We start from the raw sequence: 21,416 nt of genomic DNA, 5'->3' as shown, positions 1-21,416 counted from the left end.
GTTCCCGTCGTCCACGAGGCCGCTGTACGAGAGGCCGCCGCGGGAGAGGCCGGCAGAGGCCGCCGCGGGAGAGGCCGGCAGAGGCCGCCGCGGGAGAGGCCGGCAGAGGCCGCCGCGGGGGAGCCAGCCGTACGGCCCCGTCGTACTGACGACAGCCGCACGCCGTCGTACGGATCGGCCCCCAGCCTTCCTCGGCCCCCCTCCGGAGGGCAATGGAGCCGGGCTCCGGCGCCCGGGGGAAGGCGCCGAAGCCCGGCTCTGGGAAGGTCCCGGCGCCGGGGGGAGTGCGTCGGGACGTGGTCTGCGGGCACCGCCCGGCCTGCCGCACGGTGCGATGCGATGTCGTGTCGTGGAGTGCCGCTCGGGCCGTGACTCCGGGCCCGGAAGGGTTGTTCCCGGCGCGCCGCCCCTTGAAGCGACGCTCCACAGCCATGTTTGCGCGGGCTTGCGCCACCAGGCGTACGCGGTCTGAGTGGGCCGGTGGCATACGCGCCCCGGCGGGCCCGGCATACCCCGGCTCCCGCCGCGGCCGGGGGTGCCCCGCGCGGGGGCACTCCCGTCCGGCCGGGTGTCACGCCGCGGCGTCGAAGCCCGTGTCGCGGGCCAGCTTCTTCAGCTCCAGCAGTGCGTGCTTCTCGATCTGGCGGATGCGCTCGCGCGTCAGGCCGTGCTCCTTGCCGACCTCGGTCAGCGTGCGCTCCCGGCCGTCCTCGATGCCGTACCGCATCTTGATGATCGACGCCGTGCGCTGGTCGAGGCGGCCGATCAGGTCGTCCAGCTCCTCGCTGCGCAGCAGGGTCAGAACCGACTGCTCGGGCGAGACCGCGGAGGTGTCCTCCAGCAGGTCGCCGAACTGCGTCTCACCCTCGTCGTCCACCGACATGTTCAGCGAGACCGGGTCGCGGGCCCAGTCGAGCACGTCCGAGACGCGCTCGGGCGTCGAACCCAGCTCGGCGGCGATCTCCGCGGGCTCCGGGTCGCGGCCGTTCTCCCGGTTGAACTCGCGCTGGACGCGGCGGATGCGGCCCAGCTCCTCCACCAGGTGGACGGGCAGCCGGATCGTGCGCGACTGGTCCGCTATCGAGCGCGTGATCGCCTGGCGGATCCACCAGGTGGCGTACGTCGAGAACTTGAAGCCCTTGCGGTAGTCGAACTTCTCCACCGCACGCACCAGGCCCGCGTTGCCCTCCTGGATCAGGTCGAGCAGGGGCAGGCCGCTGCGCGGGTAGCGGCGGGCGACCGCGACGACCAGACGCAGGTTGGAGCGGATGAACACGTCCTTGGCCCGCTCGCCGTCGGCGACCAGGGCCTCCAGCTCCTCACGACTGGCGTCGGCCGGGGACTCCTCGTACCCGTCGAGGATCTGCCGCGCGAACACACCCGCCTCGATGACCTGGGACAGCTCGACCTCCTTGGCGGCGTCGAGCAGCGGTGTGCGCGCGATCTCGTCGAGGTACATGCCGACCAGGTCGCGGTCGGCGATCTCGCCGCCATGGACGCGAACACTGCGTGCCGCGTCGGCCGTCTCGCCGGTGGCGGACTTTCGACGGGCGACGGCACGGGTTGCCATGCGTGCTCCCTTGCGATGGTGTGTCAGCGGGTGGTCCACAGGACGCTCGGCACTCTCTGGGGGGACTCTCCTCGGGTGCCCCGCATCCGATGGGAACAACGACTTGAAACCGGACAGAATTCCCAACCCGCCCGCCGATTTTTCTGATCATGCAGTACCCTGTCCCGCCACGCCGGGTCTCGCGCTGCGGCAGGGGTCGCGGAGCCGCAGGTCAGGGTGGGAGTCGCGCCCTCCCCGAACCGCCCGACCCCCCGTCGGCGGCCCGTCGCATGAGACACCCGTCACACGGATATCGCAGTCCCCGCAGCGGAAGAGCGTCATCCTCGGTCGCCCCTCCACCCTCATGGACGGGCGGCGCCGCCCGAAGGTTGCCGCAAATCCCGGATCTCGGGAGATTCCCGGACACCGCCCGCCACGGCCCGGACCCGGCTGACACCCGGGCCCGGCGGACACTTCATCCGGACGGAAGCCCCGACCGGACGGACCGACGCCCCGACCGGACGGAAACCCAGGCCGGACGGAACCCCTGACCCGACGGGCGCCTCCGCCGGGCGGATACCCTGCCGGGCGGGAACGCCGACCGAACGGACGTCCCGACCGGCCGGACACCGGCCGGACACCTCAGCCGAACTGAACCGACCGCTTCGCCATTCCCATCCAGAAGCCGTCGATCACCGACCGCTGCGCGTCCAGCTCTCCCGCGGCCTCCGCCGCGCCCATGGTCACGAACAGCGGGGCGAAGTGCTCGGTGCGCGGGTGGGCGTACCGTCCGGCCGGGGCCTTGTCGAGGAAGTCCAGCAGGGCGTCCCAGTCGCGGGCCTCCAGGGCGCGCCTGCCCCAGTCGTCGAACTCGGAGGACCAGCTCGGCACACCCTCGCCGGTGTACCGCAGGGCGGCGAGGTTGTGGGTGAAGAAGCCGGAGCCGACGATCAGCACGCCCTCGTCGCGCAGGGGCGCCAGCCTGCGGCCGATGTCCATGAGCTTCACCGGGTCGAGGGTCGGCATGGAGACCTGCAGGACGGGGATGTCGGCGTCGGGAAACATCTCGACGAGCGGGACGTACGCGCCGTGGTCCAGGCCCCGGTCGGGCACGTCCTGCACGGGCAGGCCGGGGCCGCGCAGCAGCTTGCGCACCCGTTCGGCGAGTCCGGGGGCGCCGGGAGCGGCGTACCGCACCCGGTAGTAGTGCTCGGGGAAGCCCCAGAAGTCGTAGACGAGAGGGACCGTCTCCACGGCGCCGAGGGCGAGCGGGGCCTCCTCCCAGTGGGCGGAGACGACGAGGATCGCCCGGGGGCGCGGCAGCGCGGCGGACCAGGCGGCGAGCTGGCCGGGCCACACGGGGTCGTCGGCGAGCGGCGGGGCGCCGTGGCTGAGGTAGAGGGCGGGCATGCGCTCCGGGGCGGTGGTCATGGCGGCGGCTTTCTGGTGGCGGCGGACGCGGACGGGAGGGGGGCCGGCCGGCGGCTCGAGGGGCCCGGGCCGCCGAAGCCGGAAGCTGACTCCTTGAACTTTAAAGCTCTCTCGGCCCACTCTACGCCCGACTTTGTTTAACTTTCAATGAGTGGCCTCGTACAGTGGACCACATGAACACGGCACCCGTTTCCGCGCCCTGCTCCGCCCAGGAGGCCTCCGACCACGACCAGCGCTGGCTCACCGCGGGGGAACAGCGCGTCTGGCGCGCCTACCTCCACGCCACGACGCTCCTGGAGGACCACCTCGACCGCCAGCTTCAGCGCGACGCGGGCATGCCGCACATCTACTACGGCCTCCTCGTCCAGCTCGCCGAGGCGCCGCGCCGCCGGCTGCGCATGACCGAGCTGGCCATGAACGCCAAGATCACCCGTTCCCGCCTCTCGCACGCCGTCGCCCGCCTGGAGAAGAACGGCTGGGTCCGCCGCGAGGACTGTCCCTCCGACAAGCGCGGCCAGTTCGCGGTCCTCACCGACGAGGGCGCCGACGTGCTGCGGCGCACCGCCCCCGGCCACGTGGCCGCCGTACGGCAGGCCCTGTTCGAGCGGCTCAGCCCCGAACAGCAGAAGTCCCTCGGCGAGATCATGCAGATCGTCGCCGAGGGACTCCAGCCGAACGAAGCGGGCGCGGACCTGCCCTGGCTGCGCTGAGGCGCCAGGACAGGCACCCGGAGGCGGGGTGGTGCGTCAGTGGGCGATGACCGGCACCGCCACGTGCTCCTCGGCGCCCTCACCGGAGGCGGAACCGGAGCCGGTCACCATGGTGGTGCCCGGTCGTCCCGCGTTGACGAAGGTCAGCGCGATCACCGCGGCCAGCACGAGGATGCCGACGGCGAACCAGATGGCGCTGGTGTACCCGTGCACCAGACCCTGCACCTGCACCAGCTGCTGCCCCGGCCGGGTGGTGCCCGCGGCCGCCATGTGGTCCTTGATGTAGGACGCGGTCGCGGAGGAGGCGATCGTGTTCAGCAGCGCCGTACCGATGGCGCCGCCCACCTGCTGCGAGGTGTTGACCATCGCCGAGGCGACACCGGCGTCACGCGGCTGTACGCCCTGGGCGGACAGCGACATGGCCGGCATGAACGCCGTACCCATGCCGAGACCGAGCAGCAGCATCGCGGGCAGCAGCAGGGCCGGGTAGGAGGTGTCGGTCTTCAGCTGGGTCAGCAGCAGCATGCCGACGGCGGCGACCAGGAAGCCGGGGCCCATCAGGAGCCGGGCCGGGACCCGGGTCATCAGCCGGGCACCGATCTGCGTGGAGCCGGTGATCATGCCCGCGATCATCGGGAGGAAGGCGAAACCGGTCTTGACCGGCGAGTAGCCCTTCACGATCTGCAGGTAGTAGGTCAGGAAGAGGAACAGGCCGAACATGCCGATGATCGCCAGGCCCAGCGAGAGGTAGACACCGCCGCGGTTGCGCTCGGTGACCACGCGCAGCGGCAGCAGCGGGGCCCGCATCCGCGACTCGACGAGCACGAAGGCGACGAGCAGCACGGCCGAACCGACGAACATGGAGATGGTCAGGGCGTCGCTCCAGCCGGCGGACTCGGCGCGGGTGAACCCGTAGACCAGCGCGACCAGGCCGAGGGTCGAGAGGATCACACCGGGGATGTCCAGCGGCGAGCGGTTGCGGCCGCCGGCCGGCTCACGGATGACGAAGTACGCACCGGCCGCGGCGACCACGGCGAACGGGATGTTCACGAAGAACGTCCAGCGCCAGTCCAGGTACTCGGTGAGGAAACCGCCGAGGATCAGGCCGACGGCACCGCCACCGCCGGCGATCGCACCGTAGATGCCGAACGCCTTGGCGCGTTCCTTGGCGTCGGTGAACATCACCGCGAGCAGGGACAGCGCGGCCGGCGCGAGCAGCGCGCCGAAGGCACCCTGCAGCGCACGGGAACCGAACAGCAGGGCACCGCTCGTGGCCGCGCCGCCGAGCGCGGAGGCCGCGGCGAAACCGGTCAGACCGACCACGAAGGCGCGCTTGCGGCCCCACAGGTCGGCGATACGGCCACCGAAGAGGAGGAGCCCGCCGAAGGCGAGGGCGTAGGCCGTGACGACCCACTGACGGTTGCCGTCGGAGATACCCAGGTCCTTCTGGGCCGAGGGAAGGGCGATGTTCACGATGGTGGCGTCGAGGACGACCATCAGCTGGGCGAGCGCTATGAAGACGAGCGCCTTCCAGCGGTTGGCGTCACCGGACTTCTCCAGGACGCCGGGAGCCTTTGCGGCTGTTTCGGACATGGGTGTACCCACTTCAGGACTTCGTGACGGAAAAAGGGTGTCGAAAGGCGCACCGACGGTCTTCGGGTGTCCGAAGGCCTTCGGAGGAAGACGGAACAGACTTCTGAGGGAGAAGCGAGAAGGAGAGGGAGCAGGAAGGAAGGCCGGCGGGCGGCGCGGAGGAACGGGAACGGGAACGGCAGGCCCGGCGGAGGCAGGGAGCAGGTCCCCGGCCCCCGGACAAAACGGCGGTCGGTCGGGCGAGGCGGTGCCGGTCCGGACGGTGGACGAGGCGGTGCCGGTCGGTCAGGCCTGGCGGAGAGCCTCCATGGTCAAGGGCGTACCCGGCAGGGCGGAACGGGCGGGAGCCCGCAGCCCGTCCAGGAACAGCTGCAGATGGCGGTGGACGAAGCGGTCGTGGGTGAGACAGCCGGTGCCGGCCGGCGGGCGGCTGAGCTGGGCCGCGGCGACCATCAGGTCACCGACGCCCACATCGGCGCGCAACTGCCCGGCCGCCTTGGCGCGGTCCATGACCTCCTCGACGAGGTGTTCGACCCGGTGGCGCGAGGCCACCAGATCGGGGTGGTTCTGGTCGAAGGTGCTGCAGACCATCGGGCAGAGCGCGCTGATCCGCTCGTCGGCGGCGGCGTGCACGAAGCGCGACAGCGCCTCGAAGGCGTCGCCGGTCTCCGCGAGCGCCTGCTCGGCCGCCTCCGCCGTACGGTCCATCACGGAGCAGACGACCTCGCGGACGAGGGCGTCGCGGTCCGGGAAGTTGCGGTACAGCGTGGCGTTGCCGACGCCGGCCCGGCGGGCGATCTCGTCGAGCGGCACCTCGGGGCCGTCCTCGACGAACATCTCGCGGGCGGCGGTGACGATCCGCTCCCGGTTGCGCAGGGCGTCGGCGCGCGGCCTGGTCGCCTTGCGCGCTGCGGGGTTCGCGATCGTCGCGGCAGGCACGGCTTCTCCTTCTGGTCCTCGGGCCGCCTGATCGGTCGATCCGGCGGTCGTGGTCGGTGTCGGTGTCAGTGGGGCGATCCGGGGAGCGGATCCCCGTTTCGCTCGTACACAGGGCTAAACGGGGAAGAGGTCCCCGGATATTTCCCGCTCCCTAAAAGATTCTTCGTGACCTGGGTCACATCCAACTGGCCCTGTCCTTTCCCACGACGGGACCGCGCGTCCCACGACCGGCCCGCTCCAGCGCGCGCCCGCCGCGCCCCCGACACAGGGTGATCGAAAGGGTGCAGCCGGAGACGAGACCGGTGACCGCCTGGCGCGAACCGGTGCGGAGCCGGTGCCGCGCGGCGCGAGACCGGCGGCTGCCTGGAGCGAAAGGTCCACGCATGCCGCCGCAGCCGCAGCCGCCCCGCCGCCGGACAGACCGCACGCACCGGCCCCGCGGCGCGGACCTCGGCGGGACGAACGCCGGCGCGGCGGGCCCCGGCACAGGAGCGGTCGCGGCGGCGGGCAGCGACACCGGCACCGGCACCGGAGCAGCCGCGGCTACGGGCAGCGCGAGGACGGGCACCGCAAAGGCGGGCTCCGCGAGGACGGGCACCGGCGGGGCAGGCACCGGCCCGGCGGGGGGAACGAACCGTACGCTGGGCGCGCCCACCGCCGCCGCCCCGGAGGCCACAGCGGAGGCCGCAGCGGACGGCAGGGACGAAACCCGCCCCATACCGCCCCGCACGACCAGCCCCATATCCGGCCCGCCGTCCGGCCCTACTGCTCCTGCTCCTACGCCCACGCCCGCACCCCGCACCGACGCGAACTGCATACGTGCTCCCCGCCCACGCGCTCACCGCATACGTACTCGTCGCATACGCACCCGTCTCGCCCGTACCCGGCTCATACCTGCCTGGCCCATACGCACGCGCCCCCGGCTCACCCGCCGTACCGCCGCCTTCGCCTCCGTCACCGCACTGACCCTCGCCGTCAGCACCGCGGGGGCCGCACACCTCACGGCCGGCGTCACGGCGCCCGGAGCCGGGGCTTCCGCCCTGTCCCGCGTCCCCGCGCTGGCCCCCTGCCTGATCAGCGGCGCCCGCACCGTGCAGATGACGGAGGGCGTCCCCACCGCGGGCGGGTACGCCCGCTCCACCGGCACCGTGCACGCCCTGACCCTGATGATCGACTTCTCCGACGCCCCCGGCGACGGCAGCGCGCTCGACCGCTTCCACGAGTTCTTCCCGCAGACCCAGGAGTGGTTCCGCACCGCCTCCTACGGGCGCCTCGACTACCGCCCCGAGACCCCGATCACCCACTGGCTGCGCATGCCGAAGCCGTTCAAGGAGTACGGGATCGAGCGCGGCGCCCCCTTCGACCCGGGCTACCGCAAACTCGTCCAGGACATCGTGGCGGCGGCCGACCCGACGGTGAACTTCCGGGACTACGACCTGCTGAACGTGCTGATGACCCCGAACGCCGGCCCCTCGGCCCTGGACACCGTCCTGTCCGTCACCTTCGCGGGCAACCCGGACGCACCGGTCGCCGATGGCGTCCCCATCGCCAACGCGTCCTTCGTCTACTCCCGCCAGGACGACGGCTCCGGCACCTACGACCGCACCGGCTACCGGGTGCTGCCCCACGAGAACGGCCACGTCTTCGGCCTGCCCGACCTCTACACCCAGGAGGGCGGCGGCGCGGTCGGCCACTGGGACATCATGAGCGAGGACTGGGGCGCCGACAACGACCTGCTCGGCTGGCACAAGTGGAAGCTGGGCTGGCTGGACGCCGACCAGGTGAGCTGCGCGAGCAGGCACGGCTCGGCCGAGTACACGCTGACCCCGCTGGAGCGGGCGAGCGGCCCCAAACTGGTCTTCGTCCCCCTCGACGGCAGCACCGGTTACGCCCTCGAACTGCGCACCCGCGAAGGCAACGACGAGACGGTGTGCCGCCCGGGCATCCTCATCTACAAGGTGAACGCCGGCGTGGACACCGGCCGCGGCCCCGTCACCGTCTACGACGCCCACCGCAACTCCGGCGGCTGCACCCGCAGCCCCAACGTGCAGGCCGAACTCTCCGACGCCCCCTTCGCCCCCGGCGAGACGTTCAAGGACCCCCAGTCGAAGATCCGCATCGACGTGGCGGCGGCGGACCTGGACGGGAACTACCGGGTACGGGTGACGCGCCAGTGAGAGCACCCCAGGCGGCGCAGGCGTGCCCGGGGTCCTGGCCCGAGCGCGGGCCGGGGTCACGGGCCTGAGCGTGGGACGGGTTCACGGGTAGGTGGCCCAGCCTCAAGCACAGCCCGAGGCCCAGGTGTGGACAGGAGTCGGCCCGTCCTCCCCCGCCCCCGGCTGGGTGGCCGCTCCCGCAGCCGCCCCCGTGACCGCCCCGCCCCACCGCCCACGGACCGGACTACCGTAGGCCTGCACCCGCAACGCCCCACCCACCCCCGCCCACTCGCACCCATCAGCCACCGCCCGCCCCCCTTCCACGACCACGCCGGGACCACCGCCCCGCACGGGAGAACCGACCGATGCCCGCGACGCCCGCGACGACGCCCGCGAACCCGACACCGCACGTCCCCGGGACGGCGGCGCCCGGCACCGCGGCGGGCGCGACGCACGCACGGACCACCACAGCGGTCGCCCGCATCACATCAGCCACACCCACCACACCGGCCGTCCCCGCCGAGGCGGTCACGCCGCTGCTGCGGGGCGTCGCGGTGCTGCGGGCGCTGACGGAGGCGGGCGGAACCCTGAGCGCGAGCGCCCTGGAACGCACCACGGGCCTCGCCCGTTCCACGGTCGACCGCATCACCGCGACCCTCGCCCGCATGGGGTATGTACGCCTCGACGGCCGGGACGCCGTCCTCACCCCCCGCCTCATGGAACTGGGCAACGCCTACCTGGCCGCCCTGCGTCTGCCCGCGCTCCTGGGCGCGCGGGCGGACGCCCTCGCCGACGCGCTGGACGAGTCGGTGTCGCTGGCGGTCGCCGACCGGGACGGCATCCGGTTCATCCACCAGGCGACCCGGCGCCGCGCCATGTCGCTGAGCTTCCGCATCGGCGACCTGCTCCCGGCCGAACGCACCGCGCCGGGCCCGCTCTTCGCCACGGAGTGGACGGCCGAGGACTGGCACCACTGGCACGAGCGCCGGACGGCCGACCCCGAGGACCGGGCCTTCCCGGCGATCCCGCCGGCGCCCCCCGCCCCGGCAGGCGACTTCGAGGAGCGCACCGCCCGGGCGGCCCGGGAGGGCTGGGCAGGGGACGACCAGTTGATCGAACCGGGTCTGGTGGCCGTCGCCGTACCGGTACGGGACCCCGCCACCGGCCGGATCGCCTGCGTGGCGAGCGTGGTGAGCCACACCAGCCGCCACTCCGCGGAGCGCCTGCGCGCCACCCTGCTCCCCCGGCTGCGCGAAACGGTCACGGCGATGGAGGCGGACCTGCGGACGGCGCCACCCCCCGCGAACCCGGCCGCCCCTGTCTCCGGCCTGGCGACCTGGACTGCGGCGTCGAAGCAGGAACTGGGCAGGGAGTTCATCGAATCCCTGGCCCGCGGCCTGACGGTCCTGACCGCCTTCGGCGAGGAGTCCCCGGTGCTGACCCTCACGCAGGCGGCGCAGGCGACCGGCCTGGCCAGGGCCACGGCCCGCAGGGCCCTCATCACCTACGAGCACCTGGGCCTGGTGGCGCCCGGCCCCGACCGCACCTTCGCCCTCACCCCCCGCGTCCTCTCCCTCGGCTTCCCGCCCCTGTCCCGCACCTCACTCCCCCGGATCGCCCAGCCCCACCTGGAGGACCTGGCGGCCCAGGTGCACGAGTCGGCGTCCCTGGCGGTCCTGACCCCGGCCGGCGACGAGATCCAGTACACGGCCCACGCGGCCACCCACCGCATCATGAGCGTCAACTTCACCGTCGGCACCCGTCTCCCGGCCCACGCCACCGCCCTGGGCCGCGCCCTGACGGACCCCGACCCGCTCGGCTACGCCCTGGCCGACGAGGAACTCGAAGAAGGCCTGCGGGCGATCGCCGTCCCCGTCCACGACCGCGCGGGCCACCCCGTAGCGGCGGTCAACATCGCGATGCACGCGGCCCGCCACACGCGCGAGGAGTGCACCGAGACCCTCCTCCCCGCCCTCCGCCGCACCGCGTCCCGCATAGAAACAGACCTCCGCACCGCCTCCCGCTTCACCCACGTCCCCCTGACCTGACCCCACCGCCGGCGCCCTGATCCGGTACGCTGACGCCAGTGGCGCACACCACCACGATCCGCCTTCGTAGCTCAGGGGATAGAGCACCGCTCTCCTAAAGCGGGTGTCGCAGGTTCGAATCCTGCCGGGGGCACCAGCGCAAAGGCCCCGGACCGATCTTGGTCCGGGGCCTTTGACATCCACTTTTGACATCAACGCGGGCGGTCACTGACGACCGGTGCGCCTCCTGAGCAGCCGGTCCATGTGGCTCATGGCCTCGCGCTGCGTGTCCTGGACGACGTGGGTGTACACGTCCATCGTGATGCTGATCTGCGAGTGGCCGAGGATCTCCATCACGACACGTGGCGCGACCCCGGCCGCCGTGAGGAGGGTGGCCGTGCCGTGCCGTGCGTCGTGCAGCCGGATGACGCGGAGGCCGGCGGACTGGGCGACGCGCGTGAAGGAGCGGTAGAGGTTCCGCGGCTCGACCGGGCGGCCGGTCCGGGTGGTGAAGACGTACGCGGACTCCTGCCACTTCTCCCCCGCCTTCGCGCGGGCAGCTGCCTGCCGCATGCGGTGCCAGCGAAGGGGCGCGATGCAGAGGGCGGGCAGCGGGACGGCACGGCGACGGCGGCTCTTGGGGTCGTCGTCGTACAACACGCCCCGGCGGCGCTGCGTCTGCTGCCGGACGTAGAGAACCCGGTTGTCCAGGTCGATGTCAGACCAGCGAAGACCGACGATCTCGCCCCGGCGGAGACCCATGGCGATGGCGAGCACGAAGGCCGCATAGAGCGGGTCTTTGCGAGCTGCGGTGAGGAAGTCGAGGGTTTCGTCCAGGGTCCAGGGGCTCAGCTCCCGCTCCTTGATCCGCGGCGGCTCGACGAGCTTCGCGACGTTGCGGGTGATCAGTTCCTCTCGGCAGGCCGAGGACAACGCCGACCGCAGTACGCGGTGAGCCTCCTTGGCCGTGGCTGCGGTCGCCTCGTTCTCCAGGCGGACGAGGAAGCGGCGCACGTCGGCGACGCCCAGCGATTCGAGCCGCTTCGCTCCGAGGAGCGGCACCAGGTAGAGCCGGACGTGCGCCTCATACTTGTCGTACGTGCTGAGCTTGCGGCGGGGCTTGATGACGTTCTCCAGCCAGTACGGCAGCCACTCGGAGAGCTTGGCCGAACGGGTCGGCACGGGCACGCCCTGGTCGACCTTGTCGAGCAGTTCCCGGCGCTTGGCGTCGCACTCGGCCCAGGTCTTGCCGTAGGCGAACTTGCGGGCGCGGGTGCCGTCCGGCTGCAGCACGTAGACCGCGCACTGGAAGCGGCCGTCCTTGCGCTTGGTGATGGTGCCGGCACCGTTCGGGTTGCGCTTGCGCTGCTGGGCCATCAGGCGGCCGCCTCCAGTTCGTTGGTGATGTACTCGCGGACGGCCCGCGCGGGGATGCGACGGCAGCGGCCGATGGTGATCGAGGGAAGACGCCGGGAGCGGATGAGGTCGTAGACCGTGGAACGGCCGACCTTCAGCCGCTCCATCACGTCCGGCACCGTCAACAGCTCGTCGTCACGCACAGGTCGGCTCTCCTTCCGTTCCGGGGGCGGGCTCGAGGGATGTGGCAAGCCAGGCTTCGGCGTCGGACAGGCCGGTGCCGGCGAACACCCAGTGGGCGAGGACGTACGTCGTCTCGGTCTCGGGGCCGTTGAGTGCTGCCGCCTGTGCTCGGCGCCATTCGGCGCGTGCGTCGCGGAGGGCGCCGAGGGTGGTGGAGTAGCGGCGGGACTTGGTGGAGAAGTGGCCGCGGAAGCCGAGCATGTGGGCCCAGGCGCGCAGGCGGAGGTGTTCGAGGTCCTTCCGCGCGCCGAGGGTCCAGGCGGTTCGGATGAGGCGGCGGGCATGGTCGCTGATGTCGAGCTGGGCGAGTTCGGCGGCGAACTTCAGCGGGCGGTCCAGGGCGCCGGTCGCGGTCTCGGCTCCTTTGGTGGCGTACTTGGCGATGTACGCGGCTACGGCTCGCTCGGTCAGCTCCTGGCCGTCGTTGAAGTCGGCGGAGCGGATGGTGCGGACGTCGAGCTGGCGGCCGAAGGTGAAGGTGTGGGCGCGGCCGTCGATGACCGGGCCGTCGACGTGGACCTTGCCTGCGGCGGCCTCGATGGCGTCGGTGAGGAGTTCGGCCGTTGCCCAGGCCGGGGGCGGGGTGTCTCCGCCGCTGGGGCCGTCGAGGCGGATGACCGCGTGGAAGTGGACGGCTCCGCGCTTTTGGTACTCGGCGACCTTGGCGAAGGACACGCGCGCGTGCTCGCGGAACCGGCGCTGGGACAGGCCCGCCCGCTTGGCGACCTCACGGCGCAGGTAGACGGAGAAGCGCCGCCAGAGCTGCCCGGCGTGGGCGTTCCACAGGACGGCCGCTTCGTAGTCGTAGGTGTCCGGGTCGAGCGGGGTGCCAAGGGCGTCGTCGTCCTGGTCGTGGTGGGTGCCGCAGCGGCAGGGGCGGCCGTCGGTGCGGCGGTTGTGGACCGGGCCGAAGCCGGGGGCGGTGAAGGTGGCGAAGACGCGGGGGTGTGCGGCGACGTGTTCCGGGGTGCCTTTGCCGCCGCGCAGTCCGGCGGTGATCAGGTGGAAGGTGTCGCGGCGGTAGACCTCGGCGCAGGCCGGGCAGCGAGTGGTGCGGCGGTTGTTGCAGCGCACGAGGAGTTGGCCGGCCGGGAGGGCGGTCGAGTCGAGGTGGTGGACGACGCGGCCGATCTCACCGGTGGTGGTGTCGATGTCGTACTCGTTGCGGTGGCCGTCGAGGCGGATCGGGTTGGTGCAGCCGCCGAGCCCGGAGAGCTGCCGGAGGATACCGGGCAGGGTGCCGCCTTCGGCCAGCCTTGCGAGTTCCGGGAGCGGGGGCGGGGTGGTGCGGGTGAAGATGGCGATCTCCTTCTGACTGGATCGGTCAGGAGCGATGGCCCGGGGCGGCCGGATGCTTGGCCGTGTCGTGGCCGCCCCGGGTGCGGTTCGGCTTGTCAGCGCCGGTACTGGTCGCGGAGCAGGGAGCGCACGACGACAGCGGCGACGGCCACGGATATGGCCGTGACGGCGACGGCGGCCAGGAGCGCGGTGAGGACCACGCCGGCGACGAGCACCGTCGCGACCGTCTTCTGATCCACGGGGAGCGACGGGAGGCCGCGTCGGAGGGGAGCCGGGTCGGTCGGCGCGTGGGTGTGGGCGGGCGGCGGGGTGGGGCTGTCCGGGTACTTGGGCAGGAACACGGCAGGCCTCTCCTTATCTACTCGTCTAGGCATGTGAGCCGTTTACGACGCTCACGCCGGAGCGCGTGCCGGACTCGATGGCGGGAGCCAGGAAGGTGTGCGAGAGCCAGAAGCCGAACAGGGCGATCAGGACGACGATCCAGGTACGGACGCCGAGGAACTTGATCGCTCCCCAGGCGAAGAAGCCGAGGACGACGACGAGCGGCAGGCTGACGGTCACGGTTGTCCGGGTCCTTTCAGCGGACGGGGCAGCGGTGGGTGCGGGCGGCCAGTTCGGCGGCGGCGCGGCTGTCGTAGTCGGCGGAGAAGCCGCAGCGCGGGGCGGTGCAGGCCGCGGTGTGCTTCTCACGGCCCCGGCTGTCGTAAGCGGTGCCGACCTGAACGGGGCCGATGCGGGTGACGTTGCGGAAGCTGCGGTTGGCGGACACGGGGTCTCCTCTCAGAGGTGGGCGGCGATGGCTTCGGCCATCGGGGCCGGGACGCCGAGGCGGGCGCGGAGAGTGGGGGTGTCGATCGGGACGCCGGCACGGGCGTGGTGCTCGGCGGCGACCTTGCGGGCGTGGTCGACCAGGGCGGACGGGACGGGTACGGGCGAGGGTTGCGGTGGTGCCTCGATGGCCGGTTGGGCGGGTGGCTCGGACGCGGTTTCGGGCTCGTCCTCCTGGTCCTCGATGACCTCGGCTTCGGAGTCCGTCTTGGGCGCGGTGTGAGCGAGGAGGGTTCCGCCGAGGAAGGCGATGGCGGGCCAGCCCGCGACGAGGATGCGCAGCCAGGCAGGAACGTTGCCGAGGTCCAGGAGGCCGGCGGTGGCGACGTTGGCGCCCAGGGAGGCGGCGAGGGCGATGACGAACCAGCACCAGGCCGCCGCTTTGCCGTGCCCGGAGCGCAGTCGACGCCAGGCGGCGACCAGCAGCAGGTCGACGGAGACGGGGTAGGCCCACGCCTTCCATCCGTCCTGTCCGGCGGCCACGGCGACGTCGTGGAGGTGGGCGAAAGACAGCGCGGCAGCGATGAGCGCTTGGACGAGCACCGCGTCGACACGGGCCAGACGGACACGCATGATGCGGCTCCTTCCGGAGTCGGGCAGGGGAAGGTCAGTCGGTCACCGGGTGGGGCAGGACGACCGGGGCCGCGCTTTCGGCCGGGCGTACCGGCACGTCGGGCCGGAAGGGCTTCAGTGCGGGCAGGTCGGGCACCAGGTGGGCCGACTCGCGGCAGGTCTCGGCGGCGTCCCCGAGGGAGAGGTACGGCGTGCGGATGCGCGACCAGCCGCCGAAGGTGTCGCCCGCTACGGCCAGCCCGGGCCGTTCGGGGGCTATGGAGCAGGCGGCCATGACCGCTTCGGGTGCGATGTCGCCGAGGGCCATCTTTGCGGAGGCTTCGTCGTTGACGCGGTGGCAGACGCGGCCGGTGAGCTGGGCGCGGAGCATGGTGGCGCCCTTGCCGAGTTCGGCGCCGAAGCGCTGCCCGCAGACCTCCAGGTAGATGCCGGCGGCGCGGCCGAGCTGGGCGAGCCGGATGAGCTGGGTGACCATCTCGTCCCGGCGTTCCTCGTCCTTCTTCGTGGCGACGAGGAAGAGTTCGGCCACCTCGTCCACGAACAGCACGACGGGCACCGGCCGTTCGTGGTCGGGCAGGCCCCAGATGTCGGAGGTGATCTCTTCGTCCGGCGTGCCCGGGGCGATGCCTTGTCGGGTCTTGATCAGGTCGTATCGGTCCTCCATTTCCTTGACCAGCACGGGCAGCAGTTCGGCCGCCTGTTCCGGGTCGGTGGCCAGCGCCGAGAGCCGGGCGGCGAAGGGGGCGAGTTCTACGCCGCGCTTGCAGTCGATGCCGACCAGGGCGACGGGCTGAGGGGCGAGTCCGGCGATGAGGTGGCGCAGGTACATGGACTTGCCGGACAGGGTGGCGCCGAGGGTGAGTTGGTGGGGGATGGTGCGGTAGTCGCGTACGAAGGGTGTGGCGTCCTCTCGCAGTGCGACCGGCACCTTGAGGAAGCCGTCCGCGACCTTGCGCGGCATGCGGACCCGCCGTAAGACGTCGTAGCCGACGAGCCGCAGTTCGACGACGCCCGGCTTGATGGTGGTGACGTACACGGCGTGAACGCCCCAGGCGTGCCGCAAGCGTTCGGCGGAGGCGGCGACGTCGGCGGGTTCCTGGCCCGGTGCCAGACGGAGGCGAAGCCGCAGTCCGGTCGTGGTGGGCCGGATGAGGCCCCGGCGCGGCGGTACGGGCCGCACCTCGCGCCGAGTCATCGCCTTCACAGCGAGAATCCGCAGCCGGGACGGCGCCACGGTCAGCCCGCAGGCCTCCATGACCGAGCTGTACGAGCCGAGCAGCCGGACCGTGGATATCGGCAGTCCGACCGTGGACCAGTACGCCGCCGGGTGCTTGGCCCGGGCGTAGGCGGCCCCGCCGCCGAGCGCGGCGACAGGACCACCCACTTCGATAAGCGTCGTCAGGTCGGACATCAGGCAGCGGCCCCGGAAGCGGCCGGGAAGGCGGCCGGGGTGACGGCGGCGGCCCGGAAGGCGATGCCGTGGCGCTGCTGGCCGTTGAAGACGGACTCCCACGGCCGGGCGACGAGGCCCGGCAGCGAGACCGGGGCCCCGAGGGTCAGCCCCTCGGAGATGCCGCCTTCCGGAACGGTGACCTTGATCAGCGAGGACTCGCCGTCCTCGATGTAGACGACGCCGATGGTCATCAGCGCCTCACCGCTGTTGGCGTCCTTGGCGATCTCGCCGGTCTGCCGGTCGCGGACCTTCGGCTCGGGGGCCTCGGTGAGGAGGATCGTCGCTCCGGAGGTCTCCACGCGGATGGTGCGCAAGGCACACTCCCATCTACTCGTCTATACAAGATAGGTTCTGCGAGTCCCTTGATCGGGATCACGTACTCACCTTGCCACACAACTTGCCCACTCGTCTATACGAGTAAGCGTGTTGGGGTGTACGAGTTCGGAGAAGCGTCCTACGCCCGATGTCAGACCCACCCGCCAGAATCCACCCATGTTGATAGCGACCAACGGCCGCGGCTACGAGCTGAAGCGCCCCACGAAGCCGGCAGTAGGAACCATGCTCGCCAACCTGAGACGCGGCAACGAGTACTTGATCCTTGAGCGCCGGGATGAGGAACGGGAGGGCGACTGGTACATCCAGGTCTGGTTCCGCGACAACAACACCTACCAGCTGGAATACCGCGACGGTGTCCCTGCGGAGCACTACCAGACCCGAACGGTGTCGCAGGAGAAGGTGTTGCAGGCTCTCCTCGGCTGGATGCTCGACAAGCCCGGCTGGCGGGAGGGCTTCATGTGGACCAACATCGGCCACCTGTTCGCGCTGGCTGCCGACGGCGAGGACGAGCAGACCGCTTAGAGCTGTGCCGTCGCCCACCTGATCACGTGGCCGGAAGCTGGTACGAGAGGACGTAGGCGTCCGCCGCCATCACCGTGTCGCAGACCTCGACGGCCCGCCCCTCCGTGTCGAAGGCGGTCCGGATGAGGTGGATGACCGGTACGCCGGCGGCAAGCCGGAGCGTCTTGACCTCGGCGGGCGAGGGCATCCGGGCGCGGATCTCTTCCTCGAAGTGGTCGAGGCGGTGGCCCAGCTCTTCCAGGCGGGCGTAGATGCCACCGGGGCCGGGGTTGGGTTCCGCGATCGGGGTTCCGCGGGCGATGTCAAGCGGGAGGTAGGAGGTGGCGAACTCGACCGGCCGCCCGTCGAGCAGGTACCGGCGCCGACGAGCCAGCACGCGCCGCACGGACCCGAGCCGGGCGGAGACGTCCTGACTGGCCTTCTCCTCCTTGACCTCAAGGCTGTCCACCTGGGGATGACTGCCCGCCGCATCGGCCTCCACGATGAACGCGGACTTGCCCTGCTCCCTATGCCGCCGGGCGAAGCGGTCGGAGGCGAGCCGCCGCACGGGCGGTCGTGGTCGTACGAAGACTCCCCTGCCGTGTTCGGCGTGCACCAAGCCCTCACCCTGGAGGATGGAGAAGGCGTTGCGGACCGTCATCCGGGACACCCCGAAGTGGTCGACAAGATCGGCTTCGGAGGGCAGCTTCTCGCCCTCGCGGAATCGCCCACGGTCGATGGCCTCGCGCAGCTGGTCGGCGATCTGCCGGAAGACCGCACGATCGCTCGTGGGGTCGAGATCACCGAGGAGGCCCGAAGGGAGAGGGCTCACGTGAGTACTCCTTTAGGTATCTAGACGAGTGGGCGAGTGTTGTTGCTACGGTGGAGAGCCTAGCCAGCCGAGAGGGCCGAGGAACGTGAGCACTGAACGCCCGCACTCCGTGAGCGTCGCCGGGGTCGTCGTGGACGACCAAGGCCGGGCCCTCCTGATCCAGCGCCGGGACAACGGCAAGTGGGAGCCGCCGGGCGGCGTCCTCGAACGCGAGGAGACCATTCCGGAAGCCCTCCAGCGCGAAGTCCTCGAAGAGACCGGAATCAAGATCGCCCTTCCGGCGACCCTGACCGGCGTCTACAAGAACATGAAGGGCCTGATCGTCTCGCTGGTCTTCCGCTGTGAAGCCGCCGACGGTGTGCCCACCACCGGTGACGAGACCCGCGCACTGCGCTGGGCCACCCGCGAAGAGGTCACCGAGCTTGCCGACGAGGCCTACGCGATCCGCGTCCTGGACGCACTCAACGCGACGACCCCGCCGGCCATCCGCGCCCACGACGGCGTGAAACTCGTCTAGCCCGAACCCGCTACACATGGCGGCCTACCAGCACGAAGGGACTTGTATGCACGAGTATATGAGTACAGCCCGGGTCTGGGGACTGAGTTGCCCAGGATTCCCCGAAGAAGTGAGCCGGGCCCGCCGCTGGACCCGTGACATCCTGCGCGGCTCTCCCTTAGCCGAAGACGCCGAACTGATCGTGAGCGAGCTGAGCGCGAACGCGATCCTCCACACGGCCAGCGGCCGGGAGTACGGCAGCTTCCACCTGGCGGTCGCGGTCTCGGCTCAGGTGGTCGCGGTGTCCGTCACGGACGACGGCGGCACGGCAACGGCCCCGAAGGTCGAGCACCAGGACCAGGACGCCGAGCACGGCCGCGGACTGGGCATGGTCAGCGCGATCGCCCACCGGGTCGTCGTGCACGACAGCGACCAGGGCCACACGGTCACCGCGGAGCTCTACGCAGATGCACTGTGGGGAGGTCATCCGTGCTGAGTCAGGAAACCCGCCGCGGCTTCTGGTGCGAGTGCTGGACTGAAGACCTCACCGAGCAGCGAAGGCCAGCACTCCTGGCATCCTTCGATGCCTACTCGGCGCCACAGGCCGACCGATGGGTGGCGGTCGCACTGCGCACCATCTCACCGGCCTTGGACCCGGACGCTTCGGACGAGGCGTGGGAGTGGCTGCACGACGGCCGCGCGGAGACCCGACGAGCCCTACTGAGGTCGGAGTCCTGCCCGGTGTCAGTCACACACGCCGGCACCCGCGTCACTTGGGCCATCCGGCCGGTGACCTACCTGCCGCTAGCTGACCGGACAGAGCTCCCGCCCTGCGCGTACGAGTTCAGGCCCAGGCCCAGGGTGTCCACTCTCAGCTGACTCGGAAGGCCCGGCCTCGTACCTGAAGTCGGGCCTTAGGCATTCTGGGGACCATGAGTGCCTACAGCAGCGACTTGGACCTGAAGGTCACCGACGCCACCGGCAACGGCGTCGAAGTGGACGTGGCAACGAACCTGCTGAACGGCACCGTCCGCCTGTCCGTGCTTTGGACCCAAGAGATCTACCTGCACCCCAACGACGCAGAACGGGTCGCCGCGTCACTGCTACGAGCTGCCGAACACGGCCGGCACATCGCGGAAGCCCGGGGCTCGGAACCTGATCAAAGCTCCAGCCCCAGAGTGTCGGATCCCAGCTGATGCCTGACGTTTCTATCCCGGGTGATGCCTGACAGTGGGCCTAGACAACGTAGGGAGCCCCGTGGGGCTTGTTCGCTTTCACGTTACGGACCGGGACGTCGGTCGTGCGCCGGATCACCCGGACCTGGCCATCCAGCTCGACGCTGATCGTCGTGTCCGACACGTGCACGGTCACGGTCTGCCCCGCGTACGGCCGACCAAGGGAGACGACCTGCCGGCAGACCATGACGGTGCCCACCGCGCTGACCCGCAGCTGCACACGCACCGGCTCGACGCCAGGCCGCGGCGGTGGCCCGGCCGGACGCAGGCCCCGCAGCCTGCGGACTTCCTCGCTGGTCAGCGGGTTGGGCCGCACCCGCAGCAGTTCCCGCGAGGACGGATCGAAGAACGACAGCGTCTCCTCGTCGATGCGGATGCCCACCTGGCGGCCTCCGAGGATCTCCGCCGCCAGCACCTGGTGCCCGCCCAGGCCGACCAGGCCGCTGTTGTTCACGACCCGGTCCACCTCGAACGCCGCCCCGTCGCCGGCCGGAAGCGGGGCCGGCCCCGCCGGACGTCCGCCCCGGGCGGCCAGCCGTCCCAGATCCGCCACCGACAGGTGCGAACGCACACTCTTGATCCGCGTCCCGGCGATCAGCAGATGGATCACGGAGGTGTCGGCCCAGAAGGTCACCGTCAGGCCTGAGCGGGCCGGGCCGAGCCAGAACTGCTTGCCCGCGACCTGCAGATTCCCACTCGCAGGCACCACCCGCTCGAACTCCACCGGCCCGCCCTCGTCCACCTGCACCACCTCGGGAAGAGGGGCAGGGGCAGGCGACGCTTCGGCCGGGTCCGACGTCACCGCAGGGGCCGTCCGCTGTTGCGGCACCAGCGCGAGCACTCCGGGGATCTTCAGGCCCAAGACGTCCCGCTCCTGCTCGGGAACCGGGGTGAACCGGTCGCCCGGAGACTGCATGTCCAGCGCCTGATGCGGACGCATGGAGTTGTACTCCTGCACCCACGCATCCAGCGCCGCCTGAGCCGCCTCGATGCTCACGAACGCTCCGCAGTCGTCGAGGAGTTCACGCCGCAGCGTCTGATGGAACCGCTCGACCTTGCCCGTCGTAGTCGGGGATGCCGGCTGGGTGAGCCGGTGCGCGATCCCGTTCTCCCGGCAGATCCGGTCGAACAACACCTCACCGCCCTGCCCGAACCGGTCGGTGAACTGCTTGCCGTTGTCGGTCAGCACCTCCTCCGGCACCCCGAACGCCTGCAAGGCCCGGACGAAGGCCGCACACACCGCCCTCCCGGTCGCCCTCTCGACCACCGACGCGATCACGCAGTACCGGGAATGGTCATCCACCCCGGTCACGACCTTGGCCTCGGTCAGCTCACCCGTCACCGGGTCGACCAGCATCACCCCGCCGACGATGTCCATCTGCCACAGCTGCATCGGCCGAGCCCGCTGCCAGCGCCGGTAATCCGACCGCTTCCTCCGCCGCACCCCCGGCTCCACCAGCCCGTGACGGACCAGGATCCGATACACGGTCATCCGCGACGGCACCGGGCTCACCGTCCCGGACCGCTCCAGGACATGAGCGATCCGCCGCGGACCCCACTTCGGATGCTTGCGCCGCAGCTCGCACACGGCCGTCTCCACCTCGGCAGAGGCCTGATGCGGACACGACGCCGGCCTACGCGAACGATCAGCCAGACCCGCCAAGCCGGAGGCCTGATACCGGGACTTCCACCCGCTGACCGTCTGCCGTGACACCCCCAGCGAAGCCGCGACCTCGGTCACCGTCGCACCCGCCAGCACGGCCAGGACAGCCCGGTATCTCTGCTCGACAACCGACAACTCCACCAGCGCCAATCCCGGCCTCCCCACACGCACCGCAACGACGCGCACAGAAAAGCCG

General features: G+C 71.3%; 23 protein-coding genes and 1 tRNA gene. 9 read left to right on the top strand and 15 right to left on the bottom strand.

Translation table 11 applies throughout. From position 1 onward, the window contains the following. Nucleotides 1–571 precede the first annotated feature (571 nt). Both AC6I72_RS18190 and AC6I72_RS18185 read right to left on the bottom strand, forming a co-directional pair. Nucleotides 572–1,570, bottom strand: coding sequence for a sigma-70 family RNA polymerase sigma factor (locus tag AC6I72_RS18190; protein ID WP_498001971.1), 999 nt, complete (start codon nt 1,568–1,570; stop codon nt 572–574). Nucleotides 1,571–2,191: 621 nt separating this feature from the next. After that, nucleotides 2,192–2,980, bottom strand: a complete 789-nt coding sequence (locus AC6I72_RS18185; RefSeq protein WP_498001969.1) for a dioxygenase family protein — start codon at nt 2,978–2,980, stop codon at nt 2,192–2,194. A gap of 173 nt (nt 2,981–3,153) precedes the next feature. Between AC6I72_RS18185 and AC6I72_RS18180 the strand changes: the two genes are divergently transcribed. Then, nucleotides 3,154–3,690, top strand: coding sequence for a MarR family winged helix-turn-helix transcriptional regulator (locus tag AC6I72_RS18180; RefSeq protein WP_498001967.1), 537 nt, complete (start codon nt 3,154–3,156; stop codon nt 3,688–3,690). 36 nt (nt 3,691–3,726) lie between these two features. Here AC6I72_RS18180 and AC6I72_RS18175 read toward each other — a convergent pair whose 3' ends face one another. Further along, nucleotides 3,727–5,283: an MFS transporter gene (locus tag AC6I72_RS18175; RefSeq protein WP_498001965.1), complete on the bottom strand. Its 1,557-nt coding sequence runs from the start codon at nt 5,281–5,283 to the stop codon at nt 3,727–3,729. 285 nt (nt 5,284–5,568) lie between these two features. Beyond that, the gene (locus AC6I72_RS18170; protein ID WP_498001963.1) at nt 5,569–6,222 is read right to left on the bottom strand and encodes a TetR/AcrR family transcriptional regulator; all 654 of its coding nucleotides are present in this window, start codon (nt 6,220–6,222) and stop codon (nt 5,569–5,571) included. A gap of 890 nt (nt 6,223–7,112) precedes the next feature. Here AC6I72_RS18170 and AC6I72_RS18165 point away from each other — a divergent pair. From AC6I72_RS18165 to AC6I72_RS18155, 3 genes are all read left to right on the top strand, one after another. After that, entirely contained in the window at nt 7,113–8,399 is a 1,287-nt protein-coding gene (locus AC6I72_RS18165; protein WP_498004727.1) for a M6 family metalloprotease domain-containing protein, read from the top strand. 344 nt (nt 8,400–8,743) lie between these two features. After that, complete coding sequence (locus AC6I72_RS18160) at nt 8,744–10,426, top strand: IclR family transcriptional regulator domain-containing protein (protein ID WP_498001962.1); 1,683 nt, start codon at nt 8,744–8,746, stop codon at nt 10,424–10,426. Between the two features lie 60 nt (nt 10,427–10,486). Further along, nucleotides 10,487–10,562: transfer RNA gene (locus AC6I72_RS18155), tRNA-Arg, on the top strand. 68 nt (nt 10,563–10,630) lie between these two features. Here the strand turns inward: AC6I72_RS18155 and AC6I72_RS18150 are convergent. The 9 genes from AC6I72_RS18150 to AC6I72_RS18110 form a co-directional block, all read right to left on the bottom strand. Next, nucleotides 10,631–11,782, bottom strand: coding sequence for a tyrosine-type recombinase/integrase (locus tag AC6I72_RS18150; protein WP_498001960.1), 1,152 nt, complete (start codon nt 11,780–11,782; stop codon nt 10,631–10,633). Beyond that, a complete protein-coding gene (locus AC6I72_RS18145; protein WP_030642747.1) occupies nt 11,782–11,964 on the bottom strand; it encodes a helix-turn-helix domain-containing protein in 183 nt (60 codons plus the stop codon). Before AC6I72_RS18145 ends, AC6I72_RS18150 begins: the two co-directional genes overlap by 1 nt. Continuing rightward, the gene (locus AC6I72_RS18140; protein ID WP_498004725.1) at nt 11,957–13,258 is read right to left on the bottom strand and encodes a replication initiator; all 1,302 of its coding nucleotides are present in this window, start codon (nt 13,256–13,258) and stop codon (nt 11,957–11,959) included. The genes AC6I72_RS18145 and AC6I72_RS18140 overlap by 8 nt, the downstream gene beginning before the upstream one ends. Before the next feature lie 140 nt (nt 13,259–13,398). Beyond that, entirely contained in the window at nt 13,399–13,644 is a 246-nt protein-coding gene (locus AC6I72_RS18135) for a SpdD protein (RefSeq protein WP_498001959.1), read from the bottom strand. A gap of 25 nt (nt 13,645–13,669) precedes the next feature. After that, a complete protein-coding gene (locus AC6I72_RS18130; RefSeq protein WP_184965503.1) occupies nt 13,670–13,864 on the bottom strand; it encodes a hypothetical protein in 195 nt (64 codons plus the stop codon). Nucleotides 13,865–13,880: 16 nt separating this feature from the next. Next, on the bottom strand, nt 13,881–14,072 hold the full coding sequence (locus tag AC6I72_RS18125; RefSeq protein WP_103809705.1) for a mobile element transfer protein: 192 nt from the start codon (nt 14,070–14,072) through the stop codon (nt 13,881–13,883). A gap of 11 nt (nt 14,073–14,083) precedes the next feature. Next, nucleotides 14,084–14,704, bottom strand: a complete 621-nt coding sequence (locus tag AC6I72_RS18120) for a DUF2637 domain-containing protein (protein WP_498001956.1) — start codon at nt 14,702–14,704, stop codon at nt 14,084–14,086. Between the two features lie 34 nt (nt 14,705–14,738). Then, the gene (locus tag AC6I72_RS18115; RefSeq protein ID WP_498001954.1) at nt 14,739–16,115 is read right to left on the bottom strand and encodes an FtsK/SpoIIIE domain-containing protein; all 1,377 of its coding nucleotides are present in this window, start codon (nt 16,113–16,115) and stop codon (nt 14,739–14,741) included. Further along, nucleotides 16,115–16,471 carry an SCO3933 family regulatory protein gene (locus AC6I72_RS18110; protein ID WP_403620603.1) on the bottom strand — a complete coding sequence of 119 codons (357 nt, stop codon included), beginning with the start codon at nt 16,469–16,471 and terminating at the stop codon, nt 16,115–16,117. The genes AC6I72_RS18115 and AC6I72_RS18110 overlap by 1 nt, the downstream gene beginning before the upstream one ends. A gap of 178 nt (nt 16,472–16,649) precedes the next feature. On the opposite strand from AC6I72_RS18110, the gene AC6I72_RS18105 reads away from it, so the two are divergent. Continuing rightward, nucleotides 16,650–17,015 (top strand): hypothetical protein, encoded by a 366-nt coding sequence (locus AC6I72_RS18105; RefSeq protein ID WP_498001953.1) that lies wholly within the window; start codon nt 16,650–16,652, stop codon nt 17,013–17,015. Nucleotides 17,016–17,037: 22 nt separating this feature from the next. Here the strand turns inward: AC6I72_RS18105 and AC6I72_RS18100 are convergent, their stop codons facing one another. After that, the gene (locus AC6I72_RS18100; RefSeq protein ID WP_028421051.1) at nt 17,038–17,826 is read right to left on the bottom strand and encodes a GntR family transcriptional regulator; all 789 of its coding nucleotides are present in this window, start codon (nt 17,824–17,826) and stop codon (nt 17,038–17,040) included. A gap of 109 nt (nt 17,827–17,935) precedes the next feature. Between AC6I72_RS18100 and AC6I72_RS18095 the strand changes: the two genes are divergently transcribed. Genes AC6I72_RS18095 through AC6I72_RS18080 form a run of 4 tightly spaced genes read left to right on the top strand, consistent with a single transcriptional unit; the run spans nt 17,936 to nt 19,518 of the window. Further along, nucleotides 17,936–18,343 (top strand): NUDIX hydrolase, encoded by a 408-nt coding sequence (locus AC6I72_RS18095; RefSeq protein WP_498004724.1) that lies wholly within the window; start codon nt 17,936–17,938, stop codon nt 18,341–18,343. A 46-nt stretch (nt 18,344–18,389) separates the two neighbouring features. Then, nucleotides 18,390–18,818: an ATP-binding protein gene (locus AC6I72_RS18090; protein ID WP_498001952.1), complete on the top strand. Its 429-nt coding sequence runs from the start codon at nt 18,390–18,392 to the stop codon at nt 18,816–18,818. After that, the gene (locus AC6I72_RS18085) at nt 18,812–19,201 is read left to right on the top strand and encodes a hypothetical protein (protein WP_498001950.1); all 390 of its coding nucleotides are present in this window, start codon (nt 18,812–18,814) and stop codon (nt 19,199–19,201) included. The genes AC6I72_RS18090 and AC6I72_RS18085 overlap by 7 nt, the downstream gene beginning before the upstream one ends. Before the next feature lie 53 nt (nt 19,202–19,254). Then, a complete protein-coding gene (locus tag AC6I72_RS18080) occupies nt 19,255–19,518 on the top strand; it encodes a hypothetical protein (protein WP_498001948.1) in 264 nt (87 codons plus the stop codon). A 40-nt stretch (nt 19,519–19,558) separates the two neighbouring features. Here the strand turns inward: AC6I72_RS18080 and AC6I72_RS18075 are convergent, their stop codons facing one another. Continuing rightward, nucleotides 19,559–21,355 carry an IS481 family transposase gene (locus AC6I72_RS18075; protein ID WP_498004723.1) on the bottom strand — a complete coding sequence of 599 codons (1,797 nt, stop codon included), beginning with the start codon at nt 21,353–21,355 and terminating at the stop codon, nt 19,559–19,561. Between the last annotated feature and the right edge of the window lie 61 nt (nt 21,356–21,416).

The sequence above is a fragment of the Streptomyces sp. Xyl84 genome, from assembly GCF_059731885.1.
Note: the sequence above shows the minus strand (reverse complement) of the source record. Positions and strands in the feature narration are given on the sequence as shown.

Excerpts from the sequence above, each read along its gene's own strand:
- AC6I72_RS18080 (WP_498001948.1), top strand. The coding sequence starts at position 19,255 with ATGAGTGCCTACAGCAGCGACTTGGACCTGAAGGTCACCGACGCCACC.
- AC6I72_RS18175 (WP_498001965.1), bottom strand. The coding sequence starts at position 5,283 with ATGTCCGAAACAGCCGCAAAGGCTCCCGGCGTCCTGGAGAAGTCCGGT.
- AC6I72_RS18190 (WP_498001971.1), bottom strand. The coding sequence starts at position 1,570 with ATGGCAACCCGTGCCGTCGCCCGTCGAAAGTCCGCCACCGGCGAGACG.
- AC6I72_RS18120 (WP_498001956.1), bottom strand. The coding sequence starts at position 14,704 with ATGCGTGTCCGTCTGGCCCGTGTCGACGCGGTGCTCGTCCAAGCGCTC.
- AC6I72_RS18115 (WP_498001954.1), bottom strand. The coding sequence starts at position 16,115 with ATGTCCGACCTGACGACGCTTATCGAAGTGGGTGGTCCTGTCGCCGCG.
- AC6I72_RS18180 (WP_498001967.1), top strand. The coding sequence starts at position 3,154 with ATGAACACGGCACCCGTTTCCGCGCCCTGCTCCGCCCAGGAGGCCTCC.
- AC6I72_RS18150 (WP_498001960.1), bottom strand. The coding sequence starts at position 11,782 with ATGGCCCAGCAGCGCAAGCGCAACCCGAACGGTGCCGGCACCATCACC.
- AC6I72_RS18105 (WP_498001953.1), top strand. The coding sequence starts at position 16,650 with ATGTTGATAGCGACCAACGGCCGCGGCTACGAGCTGAAGCGCCCCACG.
- AC6I72_RS18185 (WP_498001969.1), bottom strand. The coding sequence starts at position 2,980 with ATGACCACCGCCCCGGAGCGCATGCCCGCCCTCTACCTCAGCCACGGC.
- AC6I72_RS18090 (WP_498001952.1), top strand. The coding sequence starts at position 18,390 with ATGCACGAGTATATGAGTACAGCCCGGGTCTGGGGACTGAGTTGCCCA.
- AC6I72_RS18160 (WP_498001962.1), top strand. The coding sequence starts at position 8,744 with ATGCCCGCGACGCCCGCGACGACGCCCGCGAACCCGACACCGCACGTC.